Source organism: Paenibacillus sepulcri (assembly GCF_042647105.1).
Taxonomy (GTDB): Bacteria; Bacillota; Bacilli; order Paenibacillales; family Paenibacillaceae; genus Paenibacillus_Z; species Paenibacillus_Z sepulcri.
This window is the reverse complement of record NZ_JBHRUP010000001.1, coordinates 1356941-1375726: the sequence shown is the minus strand read 5'-3', so window position 1 is coordinate 1375726 and position 18786 is coordinate 1356941. Positions and strand designations below refer to the sequence as shown.

Below are 18786 nucleotides of genomic sequence, written 5' to 3'. Positions count from 1 at the left end.
GGAGGGTTCAATATGACCGAGGAAACAAAAAGCCTGAACGCCATCCAGCATTCGATGGAAATATTGGACCGCCGGCTGGAGAAAGTCGCCGTGGATATGGAACGTTCGCAAATGGCGGATTACGTGCTGCTTCTTAATCGGCCGCTTTCCCTGATATGGCGCAATTTATTGGCCGGCATATTCCGCGGCGTCGGCATCGCGCTGGGATTTTCCATTTTTGCGGCGACGATTATTTATATCCTGCAGTTCCTTGGCGCCCTGAACCTGCCGATTGTCGGCGACTATATCGCCGATATTGTACGGATCGTCCAGCATCAGCTCGAAGGCAAGGTTTATTGACCTATAAGAACGGCAAGTTCGTTTCCAGTTCTGTACATAAGGTTTAAGGGCTATTCCAGCCCGCTGTCTCCTTCATTGTTTTTCAGATAATCGTAATATTCACGGTTGCGTACCACGCTGACGACTTTCCCGGTAATATCGGTAGCCAGGAAGCTCTCCAGCGGCTCTACATAACCGTCTGGTTCGCCCGCTTCAACACCCATTTCATCATAGGACTCGACGTCGCGGTTTTCGGACATGGCCGGAGAGTCGGAGTTTCCCCACTGCTCCACGATTTGCCAAGCGTCTTCCCCGTCAAAGCCATTGTAGCCCTCATGCTCATCCATGCTGGAATGTCCGAAGGCAGGCGTGAGCACCTGCTCTTCAATGGGTCTGCGTTCTGATATCTCTTGCCTGGGCGAATGCTCCACACAATATAAGGTATCGGGCAGCGCCTGCAGCCGTTGATACGGTATCGCTTCGCCGCACACCAGGCAGCTGCCGTAAACGCCATTATCCATTGCCGTCAATGCCGCTTCAATCCGTTCCAGCCGCAGCTCCTCCTGCTCCAGAAGCGCTGTATCCTTGCCACGCTCATAGATTTCGCTTGCCACATCGCCGGGATGGTTATCGATCATCGACAGTTCTCCGGTTTCATCCCGTTGAGAGTCGGCATGACCGTAATGATCGCTGTCTTCAAGCCGCCGGGCAGTTTCATTCTTCTCCGCTTCCAGTTGGCTTCGCAGCATATTCAACTGATTCATCGTCAATGTATTCACGATTGCAGCCCCTCTTTTCCATTTGTATAGCTGTGCAGGATTGCCTTTAGCTTTCGCTGATATGCCTGATTTTAGAGGTGGGCATCGCTGGGGCATTTGGCAAACGGGGGCAGGCGAAGCCAATGAAGGATTCGCTGGTGGCAAATAGGTGGAATATGCTACAATGTTTGGGACAAGGGGGCATGATGTTTTTGAGATTATATTATTATTGGATCGCTTTATTCGTCTTTGTGATTGATTGGGTTACCAAAAGGCTAATCGAGAATAATCTTGTAATCGGTGAAAAAATCAATGTGCTTGGCGACGGATTTTTTATTATTACCTCCCTCCGCAATGAAGGAGCGGCATTTGGCATCCTCCAGCAGCAGCAGGTATTGTTTGTCTGCATCACTCTGGTAGTTGTGGCAGGAATAGTCTGGTATCTCCAGAAGAACCGTCAGACCGGCAAGCCCTTGTTACTGGTGGGCCTTGGCATGGTGCTCGGCGGGGCAGTAGGCAACTTCCTCGACCGTGCGCTTTATGGCCATGTTGTCGACTTTTTGCAATTTACCTTTGGGCGTTACATCTTTCCGATATTTAACTTGGCTGACTCGGGGATCGTATGCGGGGTTGCGCTGATTTTGCTGGATGCCATTTTATCCATGAAGAATGAGAACGGAGATTCGAATGAACACAAAGAGCCTATCGAACAGGACAGACAGGATGGACAAGACGGACATGACAGCAAACAAGAGCATCAACCCATTCAATGATGAGCCGCTTGAGTTCATGGTTGACGAGAGTCAGACAGGACAGCGGCTTGATAAATATGTAACAGAAAGCCTTGAAGAAGGACTGGCATCACGCACGCAGGTGCAGGAATGGATCAGGACCGGTGCGATTCAGGTGAACGGACGGACGGTTAAAGCCAATCACAAGATTACAGCCGACGAGCATATCGCCATTGTCATTCCTGAACCGGAGCAAGCCGTAATCGATCCCGAGGATATCCCGCTTGAAATTGCCTATGAGGACAGCGATGTCATCGTGATCAACAAACCGCGCGGGATGGTCGTGCATCCGGCGCCAGGCCACTATTCGGGGACACTCGTTAACGCGCTTATGTTTCACTGTACCGATTTGTCCGGCATCAACGGCGTTCTTCGTCCCGGCATCGTACATCGTATAGATAAAGACACCTCCGGACTGATTATGGCGGCCAAAAATGACCTGGCCCACGCCTCGTTGGCAGCCCAGCTGAAGGACCACACTGTGACGCGCAAATATATCGCGCTCGTTCACGGCAAAGTGCCGCATGAGCATGGCACCATCGATGCCCCGATCGGGCGGGATCCGCAGGACCGCAAGCTGTTTACGGTCACCCAGAAGGGCAGCAAGCATGCGGTTACGCATTTTGCAGTCCTGGAGAGATTGGGCGAGGACTTTACGTTGCTGGAGCTGCAGCTGGAAACCGGCCGTACGCATCAGATCCGCGTTCATCTCAAATACATCGGCTACCCGCTGGCCGGGGATCCCATGTACGGACGCAACAAGACGATTGCACTCAAAGGGCAAGCGCTGCATGCGGCCGTTCTGGGCTTTACGCATCCCCGTTCCGGAGAGTATCTGGAGTTTTCTGCTCCTATTCCAGAGGACATTGAACATGAATTGATGATATTGCGGCAGCGTTAATGGTGAAAAGTGCAAACTTTTCACTATTTTCTTTATTATGTTTGTTCTGTCTGTAGGCTATGATGATAGCAATTCATACTATGCCGCGAACGGCCATAGAAAGGTGAGATTGAAGTCAGATGACACAAATTAACCACAACTATACGCAGCTGCAGGGCAGCTACCTGTTTTCCGAGATTGCCAAACGCCGCACCAAATTCACCCAGGAGAATCCGAATGCGCAAATTATCAGCCTGGGTATCGGCGATGTTACCCGCGGTTTGCCTGATGCTGTCGTGAAAGCCATGCACAAAGCCGTGGACGAGCTGGCAAGCCCCGATGCATTCCGCGGGTACGGTCCGGAGCAAGGATATGATTTTCTGATTCAGGCCATTATTGAGAATGACTACAAAGCGCGGGGCATCGATATCGCAACCAATGAAGTGTTTGTAAGCGATGGTTCCAAATGCGATGTAGGCAACATCCAGGAGATTTTCAGCCAGGATGCGGTAGTAGCGGTACAGGATCCGGTATATCCGGTCTACGTGGACACCAATGTCATGGCAGGCCGTTCGGGTCAATTCAATAAAGAAAAAAACCAGTACGAGAACATTGTTTATCTGCCATGCAGCTCGGAGAATGACTTTATTCCAAGCCTGCCTGACCGCAAAGTGGATTTGATCTACTTGTGCTATCCCAACAATCCGACGGGTATGACGCTGAGCATGGAAGAGCTGAAGCGCTGGGTGGATTATGCCAGAGCGAACAACTGCATCATCCTGTATGATTCCGCCTATGAAGCGTTTATTCAGGAAGAGGATGTTCCGCGCAGCATTTATGAAATCGAAGGGGCGAAGGAAGTAGCCATCGAATTCCGCAGCTTCTCCAAAACAGCAGGCTTCACTGGTGTCCGCTGCGCCTACACGATTGTTCCGCGCGAACTGAAGGCCAAAGATGCAGACGGAAATACGCTGCTCGTCAATGATCTGTGGAACCGTCGCCACACAACGAAATTCAACGGCGTATCCTATGTGACCCAACGAGGGGCAGAGGCGATCTACAGCCCTGAAGGCAAGCAGCAAATTGCCGCCACCATCGATTATTACATGACCAATGCCCGTATTATCCGTGACGGACTGGCTTCGCTTGGCCTGGAAGTCTTCGGCGGCGTCAATGCCCCTTATATCTGGCTCAAAACACCAAACGGCATGGATTCATGGGCATTCTTCGATAAATTACTGTCCGAGGCCAACATTGTGGGAACTCCTGGCGTAGGCTTCGGCCAAAGCGGACAAGGCTACTTCCGTCTTACCGCTTTCGGCAGCCGCGAGAATACCGAGAAAGCCGTTGAACGCATTACGAAGCTCAGCCTGTAACAACTCTCATGTAAGGTATTGACATCATTTGTCGAACGTGGGATAATTCCTTTAATGAACAGTAGTACCTTTAATTCAGTCCAGAGAGGCTGTCAAGGTATCGTGAATAATGGAATGTTCCTCATGCAACCCGGACAAGAACCGCTGGCGGCTTTTTGCGCGCAGACGGCTCTTGTCGGAAAGAGAAGGGAACATTCATTTGAACGACTCCTTGCGACGGCCGCAAGGAGTTTTTTATTGTGACCGATCATCGCTTGGAGTCAGGGAGGCGGATGAAGCGTATGGATGGGCAGCACCGCATCATTATGGACGAAACTGCGATCCGCCGTGCTCTCACGCGTATCGCCCACGAAATCGTGGAAAAGAACAAGGGCATTGATAACTGTGTACTCGTCGGCATTCGTACACGCGGCATTTATCTGGCGCAGCGAATCGCCGAGCAAATCCGCGAGATCGAAGGCCTCCCTGTAGAGGTGAAGGGAATCGACATTACCCTGTACCGCGATGACAGAGGAACCGGCGGAAGGTCGGGTTCCGGCTCAGAGCAGTCAGCTTCATCCTTGGAGGCAAGCAAAGACGACAATGTCATCAGTGTGCAGGACAAGCGGATTATTTTGTTCGACGATGTGCTGTATACGGGCCGTACGATCAGAGCTGCAATGGATGCATTGATGGATTGCGGCAGGCCCCAGACGATTCAACTGGCGGTGCTGGTGGACAGGGGACATCGCGAGCTGCCGATCCGGCCTGATTATGTGGGCAAGAACGTGCCGACCTCCAAGCAGGAACAGATTCAGGTCTCGCTTCAAGAAGTGGATCATGAAGATAAAGTGACCATTATCCATTAAAGGGGGCAGGCTATAAGCATGAATGAAACGATAGTAAAACAGCGCAGTTTGCTGGGATTGAAGGATATGCCGCAGGAGGAAATAACCGAACTGCTGGAACGCGCCGCTTATTGGGAAGCCCAGCCCGACAAGCTAACCCCTGTGCTCCAGGGTAAATTTGTGGCCAATATGTTTTTTGAGAACAGCACCCGCACGAGATTCTCGTTCGAGGTCGCCCAGAAGCGGCTGGGAGCTGAGGTGCTGAACTTCTCAGCAGCGGTATCCAGTGTGCAAAAAGGCGAATCGATCTACGATACGGTGCGCACGCTTGAATCCATGGGGATTGACGCCGGGATCATCCGTCTGAAGCCGATCGGCGTGCTGGCGGAGCTGGCAACCCGAGTCAAGGTGCCGCTGATTAACGCCGGGGACGGAAATAACGAGCACCCTACACAGGCGCTGCTCGATCTTTATACGATTCGCAAGGAGTTCGGTGAATTAAAGGGATTGACCGTTTCCATTATAGGCGATGTTCTGCACAGCCGGGTTGCCCGGTCCAACCTGTGGGCGATGCGGAAGCTTGGGATGAACGTACGGTTTTGCGCCCCGCCAGGCATGGCAGCTTCCGAGCTCGACGTTCAATATGTCACGATCGAAGAAGCGTTGAAGTCCGATGTGGTGATGATGCTTCGCGTGCAGCTGGAACGCCATGAGAACGGCGTGTTCCAAACAGCCGGGGAATATCGGGAGCAGTACGGGCTGACAGTAGAGCGGGCAGCGTCAATCGCGGATCACGCCATCATTATGCATCCGGCTCCGATCAACCGCGATGTGGAAATCGACGATGTACTGGTGGAGCATCCGAAGTCGCGGATTTTCCAGCAAATGCAGAACGGCGTAGCGGTCCGGATGGCCGTTATCGAGCGGGCGCTCGCTTAAGGAGCGGCTAATCAGATCGCATGCAAATGCCAAAAAGGAGAATTGAATAAATATGAGGTCCTTATGGATAGTAAACGGTCAAATATGGAATGAGAATAAAGAGCAGCTGGAAACCAGACATGTGAAGATTGAGAATGGCCTGATTGCCGCTATCGAAGACGGCGCAGCAGGGATTCCGGATACAGCTGGATATGAAGTTGTGGATGCGGCAGGAAAGCTGGTTTCCGCAGGATTGATCGACATGCACGTTCATCTGCGCGATCCCGGTTTTGAACATAAAGAAGATATCGCAACAGGCACCAGGTCTGCTGCCAAAGGCGGTTTCACAACGATTGCCTGTATGCCCAACACCCGACCGGTTACCGACACGCCGGAAACCGTCAGGTACATTCTGGACAAGGCTGCAGCTGAAGGCGTCGTTAAGGTGCTGCCTTATGCGGCTATAACCAAGAACGAGCTTGGCCGCGAGCTGACCGATTTTGCAGCGCTGAAGGAAGCTGGCGCAGTTGGCTTTACCGATGACGGCGTGGGCGTTCAGAATGCGCAAATGATGAAAAACGCCATGGCGCTGGCAGCTTCCATGGACATGCCGGTTATTGCCCACTGCGAAGACGACTCACTCGTTGAAGGCCTGTTCGTCTCCGAGGGCAAATTCGCTGAACGCAGCGGCTTGAAAGGCATTCCCAACGAATCGGAGGCCATCCATGTCGGACGGGACGTTTTGCTGGCGGAATCGACAGGCGTCCACTATCATGTCTGCCATGTAAGCACCGAGCAGTCGGTTCGTCTGATCCGGCTCGCCAAGCAGGTCGGGATTAAAGTAACTGCCGAGGTATGCCCCCATCACCTGGTTCTCTCGGATGAGGACATTCCGGGGATGGATGCCAATTGGAAAATGAACCCTCCGCTGCGGACACCCCGCGATGTCGAAGCGGTTATCGAAGGACTCGAGGACGGAACGCTGGACATGATCGTGACCGACCATGCGCCGCATAGTGCAGAGGAGAAGGCGCGCGGCATGCAGCTTGCGCCGTTCGGAATTGTCGGCTTTGAAACAGCTTTTCCGCTCCTGTATACGAAATTTGTGCAGACTGGCAAATGGACGCTGGGCTTCCTGCTCAAGAGAATGACAACTGACCCTGCGCGGGTATTCAGACTCAGCAGCGGCAGGCTTGAAATCGGAGCGCCAGCGGATGTGACGATTGTCGATTTGGAGAACGAGCGGACGGTTGATCCGGAAAGCTTCGTTTCCAAAAGCAATAATACGCCGTTTGGCGGTTGGAAATTATCCGGGTGGCCCGTGCTGACCATTGTGGACGGATCTGTGGTTTGGTCGGAACTGTAACATAACAGAGAGAAACATACTCAACTTAGATCAGTGTCTCGCGTCTGATGCGAACCTATTCTTCTGTCAGAGGAGCAGGAAAACGCTGAGGATGCGTTACAAGCAAAACTTTCAAACCTTTAGGAGTGATACGGATGCAAGCAAGATTGTTATTGGAAGACGGCACTTTGTTTACAGGCCTTGGCTTCGGCGCGGATGGCCAGTCGGCCGGCGAAGTCGTGTTCAACACCGGCATTACCGGTTACCAGGAAGTCCTTTCAGATCCGTCCTACTGCGGACAGATTGTCACGATGACGTACCCTCTTATCGGAAACTATGGCATTACGCGCAATGATTTTGAATCCATCAGTCCGTTTATCCATGGATTTGTTGTGCGCCGTCATGAGCCGGTTCCGAGCAATTGGCGCGCTGAATATACGCTTGACCGCTTGCTGAAGGAATATGGCATTATCGGCATCAGCGAAATCGATACCCGCATGCTTACCCGTAAACTTCGTCATTTTGGAACGATGAAAGGCATTCTTACGACCGGCTCCGAGCGGGTGGAAGAGCTGCAGGAGCGTCTTGGCCTGACTCCGCTGATGACCGATCAGGTGGCCCGCACTTCGACCAAAAGCATCTTCTCAAGCCCAGGTGAAGGCGAGCGGATCGTATTGATCGATTACGGCGCAAAAAGCGGAATTCTCCGCGAGCTGACCAAGCGCGGCTGCGACGTCATCGTCGTGCCGCAGGACACGACGGCTGACCAAATCCGCCGCCTGAAGCCTGACGGCATACAGCTGTCCAATGGCCCCGGGGATCCCAAGGATGTCCCGCATGCGGCTGAAACCATCAAGGAGCTGCTGGGCGAATATCCGATGTTCGGCATCTGCCTGGGTCACCAGCTGTTCGCACTGGCCTGCGGCGCGGATACCTCGAAGCTGAAATTCGGGCACCGCGGCGGCAATCACCCGGTCAAGGAACTGGCAACCAACCGTTGTTACATTACCTCGCAGAACCACGGCTATACCGTGCTTGAAGACTCAGTGAGCGGCACTCAGCTGGAAGTGACGCACATCAACAATAATGACCGTACGATTGAAGGATTGAAGCATACGCAGTTCCCGGCTTTCTCGGTTCAATATCACCCGGAGGCAGCGCCAGGTCCATTCGATTCCAGCTACCTGTTTGATGAATTCCTGCAAATGATCCGCACCCATAAAAAAGACAACCCACAGAGACCGCGTCAGGCACAACTTGCGGAGTCATTGAGAGGAGAGCTGCAGTATGCCCAGAAATAATGAACTCAAAAAAATTCTCGTCATCGGTTCCGGACCCATCGTCATCGGACAAGCGGCGGAGTTTGACTATGCAGGCACGCAGGCCTGCCAGGCGCTGAGAGAAGAAGGCTTCGAGGTTGTGCTGATCAACAGCAATCCGGCAACAATCATGACTGATACGAATATGGCCGACAAAGTATACATCGAGCCGATTACGCTTGAATTTGTTACCCAAATTATCCGCCAGGAGCGTCCGGATGGATTGCTGCCGACGCTTGGCGGACAGACCGGCCTCAATATGGCGGTCGAGCTTGCCCGGGCAGGTGTGCTGGAGCGGGAGAATGTCAAACTTCTCGGCACTCAGCTGACGGCCATTGAGAAAGCCGAGGACCGCGATCTGTTCCGCGATTTGATGCGCGAGCTGGAGCAGCCGGTACCGGACAGCGTTATTGTGACAACGGTGAAGGAAGCGGTCGATTTCGCCAATGAAATCGGTTATCCGATTATCGTGCGTCCGGCCTACACGCTGGGCGGAACAGGCGGCGGCATCTGTCACAGCGAAGAGGAATTGCTAGAAATCGTAGCCTCGGGTATCCGCTACAGCCCGATCAGCCAGTGTCTGGTCGAGAAATCGATCGCCGGCATGAAGGAAGTTGAATATGAGGTTATGCGCGACGCGAACGACAACTGTATCGTCGTGTGCAACATGGAGAACTTCGATCCGGTAGGCGTTCATACGGGTGATTCCATCGTTGTGGCGCCAAGCCAAACCTTGTCCGACCGTGAATATCAAATGCTGCGCTCGGCTTCGCTGAAAATCATCCGCGCCCTGAACATTGAGGGCGGCTGCAACGTACAATTCGCGCTTGATCCGCACAGCTATCAATATTATGTCATCGAGGTGAATCCGCGCGTCAGCCGTTCATCGGCTCTGGCATCCAAAGCGACCGGATATCCGATCGCCAAGATGGCAGCCAAAATCGCAATCGGCTATACGCTCGATGAAATCGTCAATCCCGTCACAGGCCAGACCTACGCTTGCTTCGAGCCGACGCTGGATTATATCGTATCGAAGATTCCGCGCTGGCCGTTCGATAAATTCCTGTCCGCGAACCGCAAGCTGGGTACGCAAATGAAAGCGACCGGCGAAGTGATGGCGATCGGCCGCACATTCGAGGAATCGATTCATAAAGCGGTCCGGTCACTTGAAATCGGCGCGCACCGCATTCATCTGAAGGATGCGGCTGGACTGTCCGAGGAGACGCTCCGCACGCGGCTGGAGAAGCCCGATGACGAGCGGATGTTCCTTGTAGCAGAGGCCTTCCGCCGCGGATACGCGCTTCAGGATATTCAGGATTTGACCAAGATCGACTGGTGGTTCCTGGATAAAATCGAAGGCATCGTCCGCTTCGAGGATGAACTGCGCCGCGCTGAAGTACTGACCTATGAGCTGCTGTACCAGGCCAAGCGCAAGGGCTTCTCTGACCGCTCCATTGCGGAAATCCGCATGGAAGGCAATCACAGGGATCTGGCCAATGAGCATGATGTGCGCAAATTCCGCAAGGAACAGGGTCTGAATCCCGTTTACAAAATGGTAGATACCTGCGCGGCGGAATTTGAAGCAACCACGCCTTATTATTACTCGACCTATGAAACAGAGAATGAAGTCATCCAGACCTCCAAGGAGAAAGTGCTTGTGCTTGGCTCCGGTCCGATTCGGATCGGTCAGGGCATCGAGTTCGATTACTCCACCGTACATGCCGTGTGGGCCATTCAAAGCGCCGGCTATGAGGCGGTCATCATCAATAACAACCCGGAGACGGTTTCTACGGACTTCTCGACTTCCGACCGCTTGTACTTCGAGCCGCTGTTCTTCGAGGATGTCATGAACGTCATTGAGCAGGAGAACCCGATCGGCGTCATCGTGCAGTTCGGCGGCCAGACCGCAATCAATCTTGCGGCTCCGCTCACCAAGGCCGGCATCCGCATTCTGGGGTCGGATCTGGAAAGCATTGACGCTGCGGAAGACCGCAAGAAGTTCGAAGCGCTGCTGCGCAAGCTGAATATCGCCCAACCGGAAGGGAAGACAGTCATCTCCGTCGGCGAGGCAGTCGAGACCGCTCAAGGACTCGGTTACCCGGTTCTGGTACGCCCATCCTACGTGCTTGGCGGACGCGCCATGGAAATCGTCTATTCCGATGAGGAGCTGCTCATGTACATGGAGCAGGCGGTAAAAATCAATCCGGAGCATCCGGTCCTGATCGACCGTTATATGCTCGGCAAGGAAGCGGAAGTCGACGCGATCTGCGATGGCGATACCGTGCTGATTCCAGGAATTATGGAGCATGTCGAGCGTGCGGGCGTCCATTCCGGCGACTCCATTGCGGTATATCCTCCACAGTCTCTGTCTGACAGGCTGAAGCAGCAGATGGTCGATATTACGATTAAAATCGCCAAGGAGTTCAAAGTCATCGGACTTGTGAACATCCAGTTCGTTATCTACCAGGACGAAGTATACGTTATCGAAGTCAATCCGCGTTCCTCGCGTACGGTGCCGTTCCTGAGCAAAGTGACGAACATTCCAATGGCCAACCTGGCGACCAAAGCCATTCTGGGCGAGAAGCTGGTTGATCTGGGCTATAGCGAAGGCCTATGGCCGGAAGATGACTTTGTTTCGGTAAAAGTGCCGGTATTCTCGTTTGCGAAGCTTCGCCGCGTTGACCCGACACTGACGCCGGAGATGAAATCGACCGGAGAAGTGATGGGCCGCGATCAGCAGTATGCCAAAGCGCTGTACAAAGGGCTGATCGGCGCCGGTATGCGAATTCCGCCAACAGGTGCGATCATCGCGACGGTGGCTGACAAAGACAAGCCGGAAGCGCTTGAAATCCTGCGCGGCTTCTACGATCTTGGCTACAACATCATTGCCACGGGCGGAACGGCAGCATCGCTCAAAGCCGCGGGGCTTCGCGTGAAAACCGTCAACAAGCTCAGCGAAGGCTCGCCGAACATTCTGGATCTGATCCGCGATGGACAGGCGCATTTCGTGGTCAATACGCTGACCAAAGGCAAGACACCGGAGCGTGACGGCTTCCGCATCCGCCGTGAAGCGGTGGAGAACGGCGTTGTCTGTATGACTTCGCTGGATACCGTTCGCGCGCTGCTGAATATGCTCGAGACGATTAACTTCTCATCCCGTCCGATGCCGGTTCTGCAGAAATAAAAGGCCATAAAAGCCTGCCCACAAGCAGGCTTTTGCCATGCGTTCGCAAAATTTCGGAGGTGGGTTCATGATTAAGCTGTCTCGTGAGGAAGCGGCAGGGCGCATTATGGTAGCCCTTGATTATCCCGATGCCGCCGCAGCCGAAGGGCTGCTTCGCAGTCTGGAGGGTATTCCCTGCTACATGAAAGTGGGCATGCAGCTCTTTTACGCCGCCGGCCCGGACTTTGTAGCGGGACTGAAGGAGCGGGGCTACCGGATTTTCCTGGATTTGAAAATGCATGATATCCCCAATACCGTCAAAGGCGGGGCGGGCAGCATCACGAAGCTTGGGGTTGATATTTTCAATGTACATGCAGCCGGGGGCGTCCGGATGATGGAAGCTGCCCTTGAAGGGGTGGATGCGGCATTTGACAGTGCCGGCAGCCAGAAGCGTCCTGCGGTTATTGCGGTAACTCAGCTGACCAGTACAAGCCGGCTTACGCTCAATGAGGAAATCGGCATTGGAGGAAGTGTCGAGGATGCCGTCCTGCGTTATGCCCGGATCGCCAAACAGGCAGGACTCGACGGCGTAGTTGCGTCGCCGCAGGAAGTACAGTCCATCAAAGCCGCCTGCGGCGCAGCTTTTCAAACGATCACGCCGGGCATCCGTCCGGCAGGCGCGGACGTCAATGATCAATCACGGATTATGACGCCGCGCGAAGCGCTCGAAGCAGGAACTGATTATATGGTAATTGGCCGTCCCATTACGGCTGCTCCCGATCCGCGGGAAGCGCTTGAATCCATTCTGAGGGAGATGCTATAAGATGACGATACCTTTATTGGAACAGCTGCCTGTTGAAATTGCCAAAGCCTTGCTGGAAATTAACGCGGTGATGCTGCGCCCCGCAGATCCCTTCACCTGGACGTCGGGATTGAAATCGCCGATCTACTGCGACAACCGCTTGACGATGTCCTATCCGGAAATCCGTGACCGGATTGCGGAAGGGTTCGCAGCCGTTATACGGGAGCGCTACCCGGACTGCGAGGCCGTTGCCGGGATCGCGACAGGCGGAATTCCGCATGCCGCCTGGGTGGCTCAGAAGCTGAACCTCCCGATGCTGTATGTGCGGGACAAAGCCAAGGGACACGGCAAGACGAACCAGATTGAAGGCCATTTCACGCCAGGCCAAAAGGTGGTCCTGATCGAGGATCTGATCTCCACAGGCGGCAGTTCTCTCAAAGCGGCTGTAGCGGTGCGGGATGCGGGCTGCGAGGTGCAGGGGGTTATCGCCATCTTCACGTATCAGTTCCAGCTGGCAATTGATGCTTTTGCCGCTCAACATATTACGCTGGATACGTTATCCAACTATACGGCATTGATTGAAGTTGCCGTACAGAACGGCGCGGTGCAGCAGAGTGAAGTGGAGCTGCTGCTCGAATGGCGGGAGAATCCGCAAGCCTTCGGGCAATAAATGACGCTCAAACATAGCAGAGAACATGGGAATCATCCATGTTCTCTTTTTTTTTGAATATAAGAAAGTATAAAATTTGACCTTTACTTTGCTTATTATATGTTTGAGGAAGAAACTAACGTTGCCGGCAAAAGGACGGCAGGTTAGTTTCTTCTTCATTCAATTGGTTCAAATCCTATAAATCTGTGTAATAAGTAAAAACGCTGCTGCATACAATAGCTTATCCACCCAATAGAAACTGATAATGAGAGGGAAAAACGATATGAACAACACCTATTTTGAACATTTATTTGAAACTACAGGCGACTTGCTTTACCGTGTACGCATCTACGACCGGGAGCTAACGAAGGTTGACGAAATCATCGAAATGGATGAAACCTACAGCATGATCGAGAGAAAGCTGAAAAGAATGGACAATGACGCCTGGAAGGAACGGGCTGCCCATAAGCTCCAGCAAATGAAGTACAGGCTGGTTACGATGATGGAGGATTTATTATTTACCGCCTAATTTATGGATCGTAATAAAATGCTTGCCAAACCGTTTATGGGATAGTAATATGTTACATTAAACGGAAGGGTTTCTAGGGCTCCGCCACCGGGCGAACCGAGCGAAACCAGGCAAAGGACGATAGTCATGCTACACCGTAGGGATAAAAGACCTTCGGCAAGTTCCGCCTCACTTCTAGTGGGCGGCGTTTGCGGAAGGTCTTTTTTGTTATTTTATAAAAAGGGGGCGGACGGACAATATGATCGCTTTGCGAACCAATGGATTATGCAAGACGTTCCGGGTGAAACGGAAATCGGCTGGTCTGAGCGGAAGTATCCGATCCTTATTCAGACCGGAGTGGGAGGAAAAGCAGGCAGTGGGCGGCATCGACCTCATCGTTCATGCCGGGGAAACGGTCGCTTTTCTCGGCCCTAACGGAGCCGGCAAATCGACAACCATCAAAATGCTGACCGGCATCCTTCATCCCACCTCGGGAAGCGCGGAAGTGCTCGGCTTCACGCCGTGGCGCGACCGCTCCCGGCTTTCGTACCGGATCGGCGCTGTTTTCGGCCAGAAGTCACAGCTGTGGTACCATCTGCCGCCGATTGATACGTTTGATCTGATCAGCCGGGTTTATGAGTTGAACAGAAGCGATTATCTCGCAAGACGCGCAGATTTGATTGAACGCTTTGAACTGGGGCCGTATCTGTATACGCCGGTCCGCAAGCTGTCGCTTGGCGAGCGAATGCGCTGCGAAATCGCGGTCACCTTCCTTCACCGACCGGAGCTGCTGTTTCTGGATGAGCCGACCATCGGGCTGGATGTTGTGGTGAAGCAGCGCATTCGCGAGCTGATCAGGCAGTGCAACCGCGAGGAAGGCACGACGGTGTTCTTGACCTCCCATGATGCGGGCGACGTTGAGGAGCTTTGCGCCCGGGCGGTAGTCATCCATCATGGCGGCATTCTGCTGGACGCGCCTGTGGAGAAATTGAAGCGCGACGTCATGAACAGCAAGACGATCGTATTAACGTTGGCCGCATCCCATACGGGATCTGTTCAGCCGGCGGTAGCAGGAGCAAGCCTGGTCTCGGCTGAAGGAAGGCGGATGAAGCTGGCTGTGGATCTGCGGCAAACCGATATTGAAACCGTGCTTGGCGCTCTGCTTACGCAGGTCAGGCTTGAGGATGTGACGATAGAAGATCCGCCGATGGAAGAGATTATTAAGCATATTTACGGGATGAGTGCGGCCGGGACGGGAGGGGAAGAGGGCTAATGAACGGACGATTGCTGAAGTGGCAGGCCAAAAGCATGAAGGCTGGAGCGGTTTCCCGGATAACCGTGCGCCAGCAGCTGGCGTACAAAACTGATTTTGCGATGCGCGCCATTTTTCTGCTGGTCATTCTCTATGTCTTTACCCAGCTGTGGTCGGCAGCTTATGAAGGGGACAGCGAGCGGGTCATCTCGGGCTTTACACTCAAACAGATCGTCTGGTATCTGGTGTTTACCGAGGCGTTGACCATGGCGGTTCCTTCCCTTTGCCTGCGCATCGAGGAAGAGGTGAAGAACGGCGATATTGCGATCCGGCTTATTCGGCCGCTGTCTTATGTCGGCTATCATTATATCTCGTATATAGCGGAATCCGTCTTTCGCTTTGCCGTTCATCTGGTGGTGGGCAGCCTGATTGCCTGGACATTCGTCGGCGCGCCGTCATTCGGTCTTGGATGGCTCGGTTTTCTGTCTCTTAGCTTAGGTTCGCTTACCCTTGCCTTCCTGCTTAATGCTGCGGTAGCTTTAACGGCTTTCTGGGTGGAGGAAACCCGGGGAATGGAGTTTGTCCTGCAAAAGCTGCAGTTTACGGTAGGCGGCATGCTGCTGCCCATCGATTTGATGCCGGAGTGGCTGCAGCGGGTTTGTGCATGGCTGCCCTTTCAGGCCGTCTTGTATTTTTCCGCCCGGACGGCCGTCAATTATGAGCATGCGCCCATGCTGCAGCAGTTTGCCATTCAAGCAGCCTGGATATCGATCATGGCGGCTGTTGTGATCTTCATCTACCGGAGAGGGGTGGCGAAGCTTCATGTCAATGGGGGATAGGGCAGATAGCCGCAGAGCAGGCGGATCATTTCTGTCAAACGTACGTTTTCTGCTGACCTGCTGGAAAGTGAATTTCGCATCGGCGATGGAATACAGGATCAGTTTTTTCCTCATGGCCGGGATGATGTTTGTGAATAACTTTATGTGGTTGTTCTTTTGGAGCCTGTTTTTTAACCGGTTTCCGGTTGTCAATGGCTGGGATCTTAACGATGTGATGATGCTGTGGGCTGTCGGTGCAGGCGGCTTTGGATGGGCCAGCATGCTATTCGGCAACTTTCACCGGATTGCGTCGATTGTCGCCGCAGGTCAACTGGATGTCTACCTGTCGCAGCCGAAGCCCGTGCTTCTCCATGTCATTGCAAGCCGGATGTCGCTTACTGCGATAGGGGATTTTGCCTTTGGCATCGTGGTGTATCTGCTGGTGGGCGACCATACAATTATCGGGGCGCTGCTGTTCACAGTCGCTATGCTTATCAGCGGTGTATTATTCATGGCGGTCATGATTATTGCCGGCTGCTGCTCGTTCTTCATGGGGAATTCCGAGGGGATTTCGCAGCAGGTATTCAACGGGTTTCTTGCGCTCACCACCTATCCTTCGGATATTTTTCGGGGATTGGCCAAAATGCTGTTGTTCTCGCTGGTTCCCGCCGGTTTCATCAGCTATTTGCCCATAGGCATGCTGAAGCATTTTGACCCTTTGTTTGCATTCAGCGCCATAGCTATTACTGTTCTGCTGTTTGCTGCAGCGGTGGTGTTTTTTCAAATCGGTCTGCGCCGTTATACATCAGGCAATGCCATCGCCATGCGGGGCTGATCCTTCAACGGGAATGCCATTTCCTTCATCCGGATCGAACTGTGTTCGGGCCGCCGTCAACATGACGGCGGCCTTTGTTCAAATCTAAGCAACGTATAAAACGTTCCCATACTTTGCTTATATTTCTAATGGAAGAAACTAACTGTGCTTCCAAAAGGACAGCATAGCCGTTTTATTCTTGATGTCTGCTATGTTCAAATATCCGCGTATTTAAGCGATAAATCCATAATTCAGGAAATTTATGTGGTAATGCTCCCACTTTATTAAAAATTTATCTAATCGTGCCACTTTATTCGTAACTTTTTGTCCTTGAGCTCCGTCTATACGGTATATTGGGATTAAAGAATTCTAATGGGAAAGGGGGTCACGGATACCAGCATGGCATTGTGGAGACGCAAACAAACTGAATCAGTTGCCGTTATCGAGCCTTCGGCAGAGCTGGCACTTGAACCAACAGGGATGATTAAACAAGAGGTCAGGGCTGAACTGAAGCAATTGGCAGAGAGCGGCAAGCCGCTCTTGTCTGTCGAATCAGTAGAGCGGACGTTCCAGGCCGGCGGACAGCCGCTTCATGTTCTTAAGGGCATTAACATGGAGCTAAAGCCCGGGCAGCTCGTCATGCTTCGCGGGCGATCCGGATCCGGCAAGACGACACTGCTCAACATGATCGGGGGACTAGATCAACCGACGAAGGGACAGATTTTTTTTCATGAGCTGCCTTTTCACAAGATGAATGATGATCAGAGGACGTCTACAAGGCGCAAGCAGATGGGTTTTATTTTTCAGGCCTTCGCGCTTATGCCTCTGTTATCGGCCTATGAGAATGTGGAGCTGTCGCTGCGGATGGCCGGGACGCCCAAGGGCGAATGGAAATCGCGGGTGCATCATTGTCTGGAGCTGGTGGGCCTGACCAAGCGGATGAATCACCGACCCTTTGAGCTCTCGGGGGGCGAGCAGCAGCGTGTGGCCATTGCCAAGGCGATCGCGCACCGTCCGCTGCTGCTGCTGGCGGATGAGCCGACGGCGGATCTGGATTCGCAGATGTCAGCCCAAATCATGTCGGTTTTTCAAACGATTATCCGCACGGAGCAAGTTACAATTTGTATGACAACGCACGATCCTACGATTTTGGAGGTTGCCGATCATGTTTACGAAATGGTTGACGGAAGGTTCATTTAAGCGGACAGCCGCAGTTATTCTGGGGGCTGTACTCGTGTTCACAAGCGGCTGCTCGCTGCTCCCCAATGAGGACCCGGAGGAAGTGCTGCCTGAGATCACGCCGCCGCAAATTTCGAAGAAGCCGGAATATGAGGTGACGACGACGACGCTTGAATCGAAAACAACGGGAACCGGCAAGATTATCTCGCTGCGGGAAGAGACGATGTATTTTACGCTTGAAGGCAAGCGCCTTAAGGATTTGAACGTAAAAGCAGGGCAAAAGGTAACAGCCGGTCAGGTTATCGCCTCCTTGGACGTCGATGATTTGGTGAAGACTTTGCGGTCCGACAAACTGCAGTTTAAGAAAGACGAAGTGCAGATGAAAGATACGCTGCGCAAGAAGGATGAAATGGACCCTGTCGATTTTGAAATGGCTGTCGTCGATTTTGAGGCCAAGCGCCAGCAGCTGGTGGAAGCCCAGGCTGAGATCGATAAGGCGACGATCAAGGCTCCTTTTACCGGAACCGTCGTATCCTTGTCGGTGATGAAAGGCGATTCCGTTACGGCCTATGATCCGATCTGCGTGATTGCGGACACGGCTCAATTAACGGCAGGAGCCAAGATGACCCCGGAAGAACTGACGGGAATCAGCGTCGGCATGCCGGTAACTGTAGACATTAACGGAGCCGGCGAGGTCAAGGGCACGGTGAAGCAGCTGCCTGTTGTTGAACAGGAGGATGAGAATGGGGGCAACGGTGGCGGCGGTAACGGCAATGCCCCGGAAAAGCCTGAGCGCCCTGAGGATTTTCTTATTGTAGAGCTTGAGAAAATGCCGGCGAAGGCCGTGCGTGGAACGCTTCTGTCCATCAGCATTACCACATCGCGCAAGGAAAATGTCATTGTTATTCCTCCTTCGGCTCTCCGCACCATCGGTTCGCGCACGTATGTCCAGGTTGTTGACGATCAGGGCAAACGCGAGGTGGATGTCGAGGTTGGCGAGCAGACAGCCACAGAAATTGAAATTATAAAAGGTTTAACGCCTGGACAGAAAGTCGTAGGTCGATAGACG

Annotated in this window: 18 protein-coding genes; 17 read left to right on the top strand and 1 reads right to left on the bottom strand. The window is 53.1% G+C overall.

The annotated features are described in order from the left end of the window. Positions 1-54: 54 nt before the first annotated feature. Positions 55-339, top strand: a complete 285-nt coding sequence (locus ACFOLF_RS06415) for a DUF5665 domain-containing protein (RefSeq protein WP_379114353.1) — start codon at positions 55-57, stop codon at positions 337-339. 50 nt (positions 340-389) lie between these two features. Here ACFOLF_RS06415 and ACFOLF_RS06410 read toward each other — a convergent pair whose 3' ends face one another. Further along, on the bottom strand, positions 390-1097 hold the full coding sequence (locus ACFOLF_RS06410) for a TraR/DksA C4-type zinc finger protein (RefSeq protein ID WP_210046553.1): 708 nt from the start codon (positions 1095-1097) through the stop codon (positions 390-392). A 185-nt stretch (positions 1098-1282) separates the two neighbouring features. Between ACFOLF_RS06410 and lspA the strand changes: the two genes are divergently transcribed. From lspA to ACFOLF_RS06330, 16 genes are all read left to right on the top strand, one after another. After that, complete coding sequence (gene lspA / locus ACFOLF_RS06405; RefSeq protein ID WP_210046587.1) at positions 1283-1849, top strand: signal peptidase II; 567 nt, start codon at positions 1283-1285, stop codon at positions 1847-1849. Then, complete coding sequence (locus ACFOLF_RS06400) at positions 1815-2768, top strand: RluA family pseudouridine synthase (RefSeq protein ID WP_210046552.1); 954 nt, start codon at positions 1815-1817, stop codon at positions 2766-2768. Before lspA ends, ACFOLF_RS06400 begins: the two co-directional genes overlap by 35 nt. Before the next feature lie 119 nt (positions 2769-2887). Continuing rightward, a complete protein-coding gene (locus ACFOLF_RS06395; protein ID WP_210046551.1) occupies positions 2888-4123 on the top strand; it encodes an LL-diaminopimelate aminotransferase in 1236 nt (411 codons plus the stop codon). Between the two features lie 281 nt (positions 4124-4404). Then, positions 4405-4971, top strand: coding sequence for a bifunctional pyr operon transcriptional regulator/uracil phosphoribosyltransferase PyrR (gene pyrR, locus ACFOLF_RS06390; protein WP_210046586.1), 567 nt, complete (start codon positions 4405-4407; stop codon positions 4969-4971). Between the two features lie 18 nt (positions 4972-4989). Continuing rightward, positions 4990-5889 (top strand): aspartate carbamoyltransferase catalytic subunit, encoded by a 900-nt coding sequence (locus ACFOLF_RS06385; protein ID WP_210046550.1) that lies wholly within the window; start codon positions 4990-4992, stop codon positions 5887-5889. A gap of 52 nt (positions 5890-5941) precedes the next feature. Continuing rightward, on the top strand, positions 5942-7234 hold the full coding sequence (locus tag ACFOLF_RS06380) for a dihydroorotase (RefSeq protein ID WP_210046549.1): 1293 nt from the start codon (positions 5942-5944) through the stop codon (positions 7232-7234). 134 nt (positions 7235-7368) lie between these two features. Then, positions 7369-8514: a carbamoyl phosphate synthase small subunit gene (locus tag ACFOLF_RS06375; protein WP_210046548.1), complete on the top strand. Its 1146-nt coding sequence runs from the start codon at positions 7369-7371 to the stop codon at positions 8512-8514. Beyond that, entirely contained in the window at positions 8501-11716 is a 3216-nt protein-coding gene (gene carB / locus ACFOLF_RS06370; protein ID WP_210046547.1) for a carbamoyl-phosphate synthase large subunit, read from the top strand. Before ACFOLF_RS06375 ends, carB begins: the two co-directional genes overlap by 14 nt. A gap of 67 nt (positions 11717-11783) precedes the next feature. After that, on the top strand, positions 11784-12518 hold the full coding sequence (gene pyrF / locus ACFOLF_RS06365) for an orotidine-5'-phosphate decarboxylase (protein WP_210046546.1): 735 nt from the start codon (positions 11784-11786) through the stop codon (positions 12516-12518). Between the two features lies 1 nt (position 12519). Continuing rightward, positions 12520-13167 carry an orotate phosphoribosyltransferase gene (pyrE, locus tag ACFOLF_RS06360; protein WP_379114346.1) on the top strand — a complete coding sequence of 216 codons (648 nt, stop codon included), beginning with the start codon at positions 12520-12522 and terminating at the stop codon, positions 13165-13167. A 262-nt stretch (positions 13168-13429) separates the two neighbouring features. Then, the gene (locus ACFOLF_RS06355) at positions 13430-13675 is read left to right on the top strand and encodes a hypothetical protein (protein WP_210046545.1); all 246 of its coding nucleotides are present in this window, start codon (positions 13430-13432) and stop codon (positions 13673-13675) included. 238 nt (positions 13676-13913) lie between these two features. Continuing rightward, entirely contained in the window at positions 13914-14927 is a 1014-nt protein-coding gene (locus ACFOLF_RS06350) for an ABC transporter ATP-binding protein (protein ID WP_210046544.1), read from the top strand. Next, complete coding sequence (locus tag ACFOLF_RS06345; protein WP_210046543.1) at positions 14927-15745, top strand: ABC transporter permease; 819 nt, start codon at positions 14927-14929, stop codon at positions 15743-15745. The genes ACFOLF_RS06350 and ACFOLF_RS06345 overlap by 1 nt, the downstream gene beginning before the upstream one ends. After that, entirely contained in the window at positions 15729-16559 is an 831-nt protein-coding gene (locus ACFOLF_RS06340) for an ABC transporter permease (protein ID WP_379114343.1), read from the top strand. The genes ACFOLF_RS06345 and ACFOLF_RS06340 overlap by 17 nt, the downstream gene beginning before the upstream one ends. Positions 16560-16937: 378 nt before the next feature. Next, a complete protein-coding gene (locus tag ACFOLF_RS06335; protein WP_210046542.1) occupies positions 16938-17738 on the top strand; it encodes an ABC transporter ATP-binding protein in 801 nt (266 codons plus the stop codon). Further along, positions 17704-18783: an efflux RND transporter periplasmic adaptor subunit gene (locus ACFOLF_RS06330; RefSeq protein ID WP_210046541.1), complete on the top strand. Its 1080-nt coding sequence runs from the start codon at positions 17704-17706 to the stop codon at positions 18781-18783. The genes ACFOLF_RS06335 and ACFOLF_RS06330 overlap by 35 nt, the downstream gene beginning before the upstream one ends. The last annotated feature ends 3 nt before the right edge of the window (positions 18784-18786 follow it).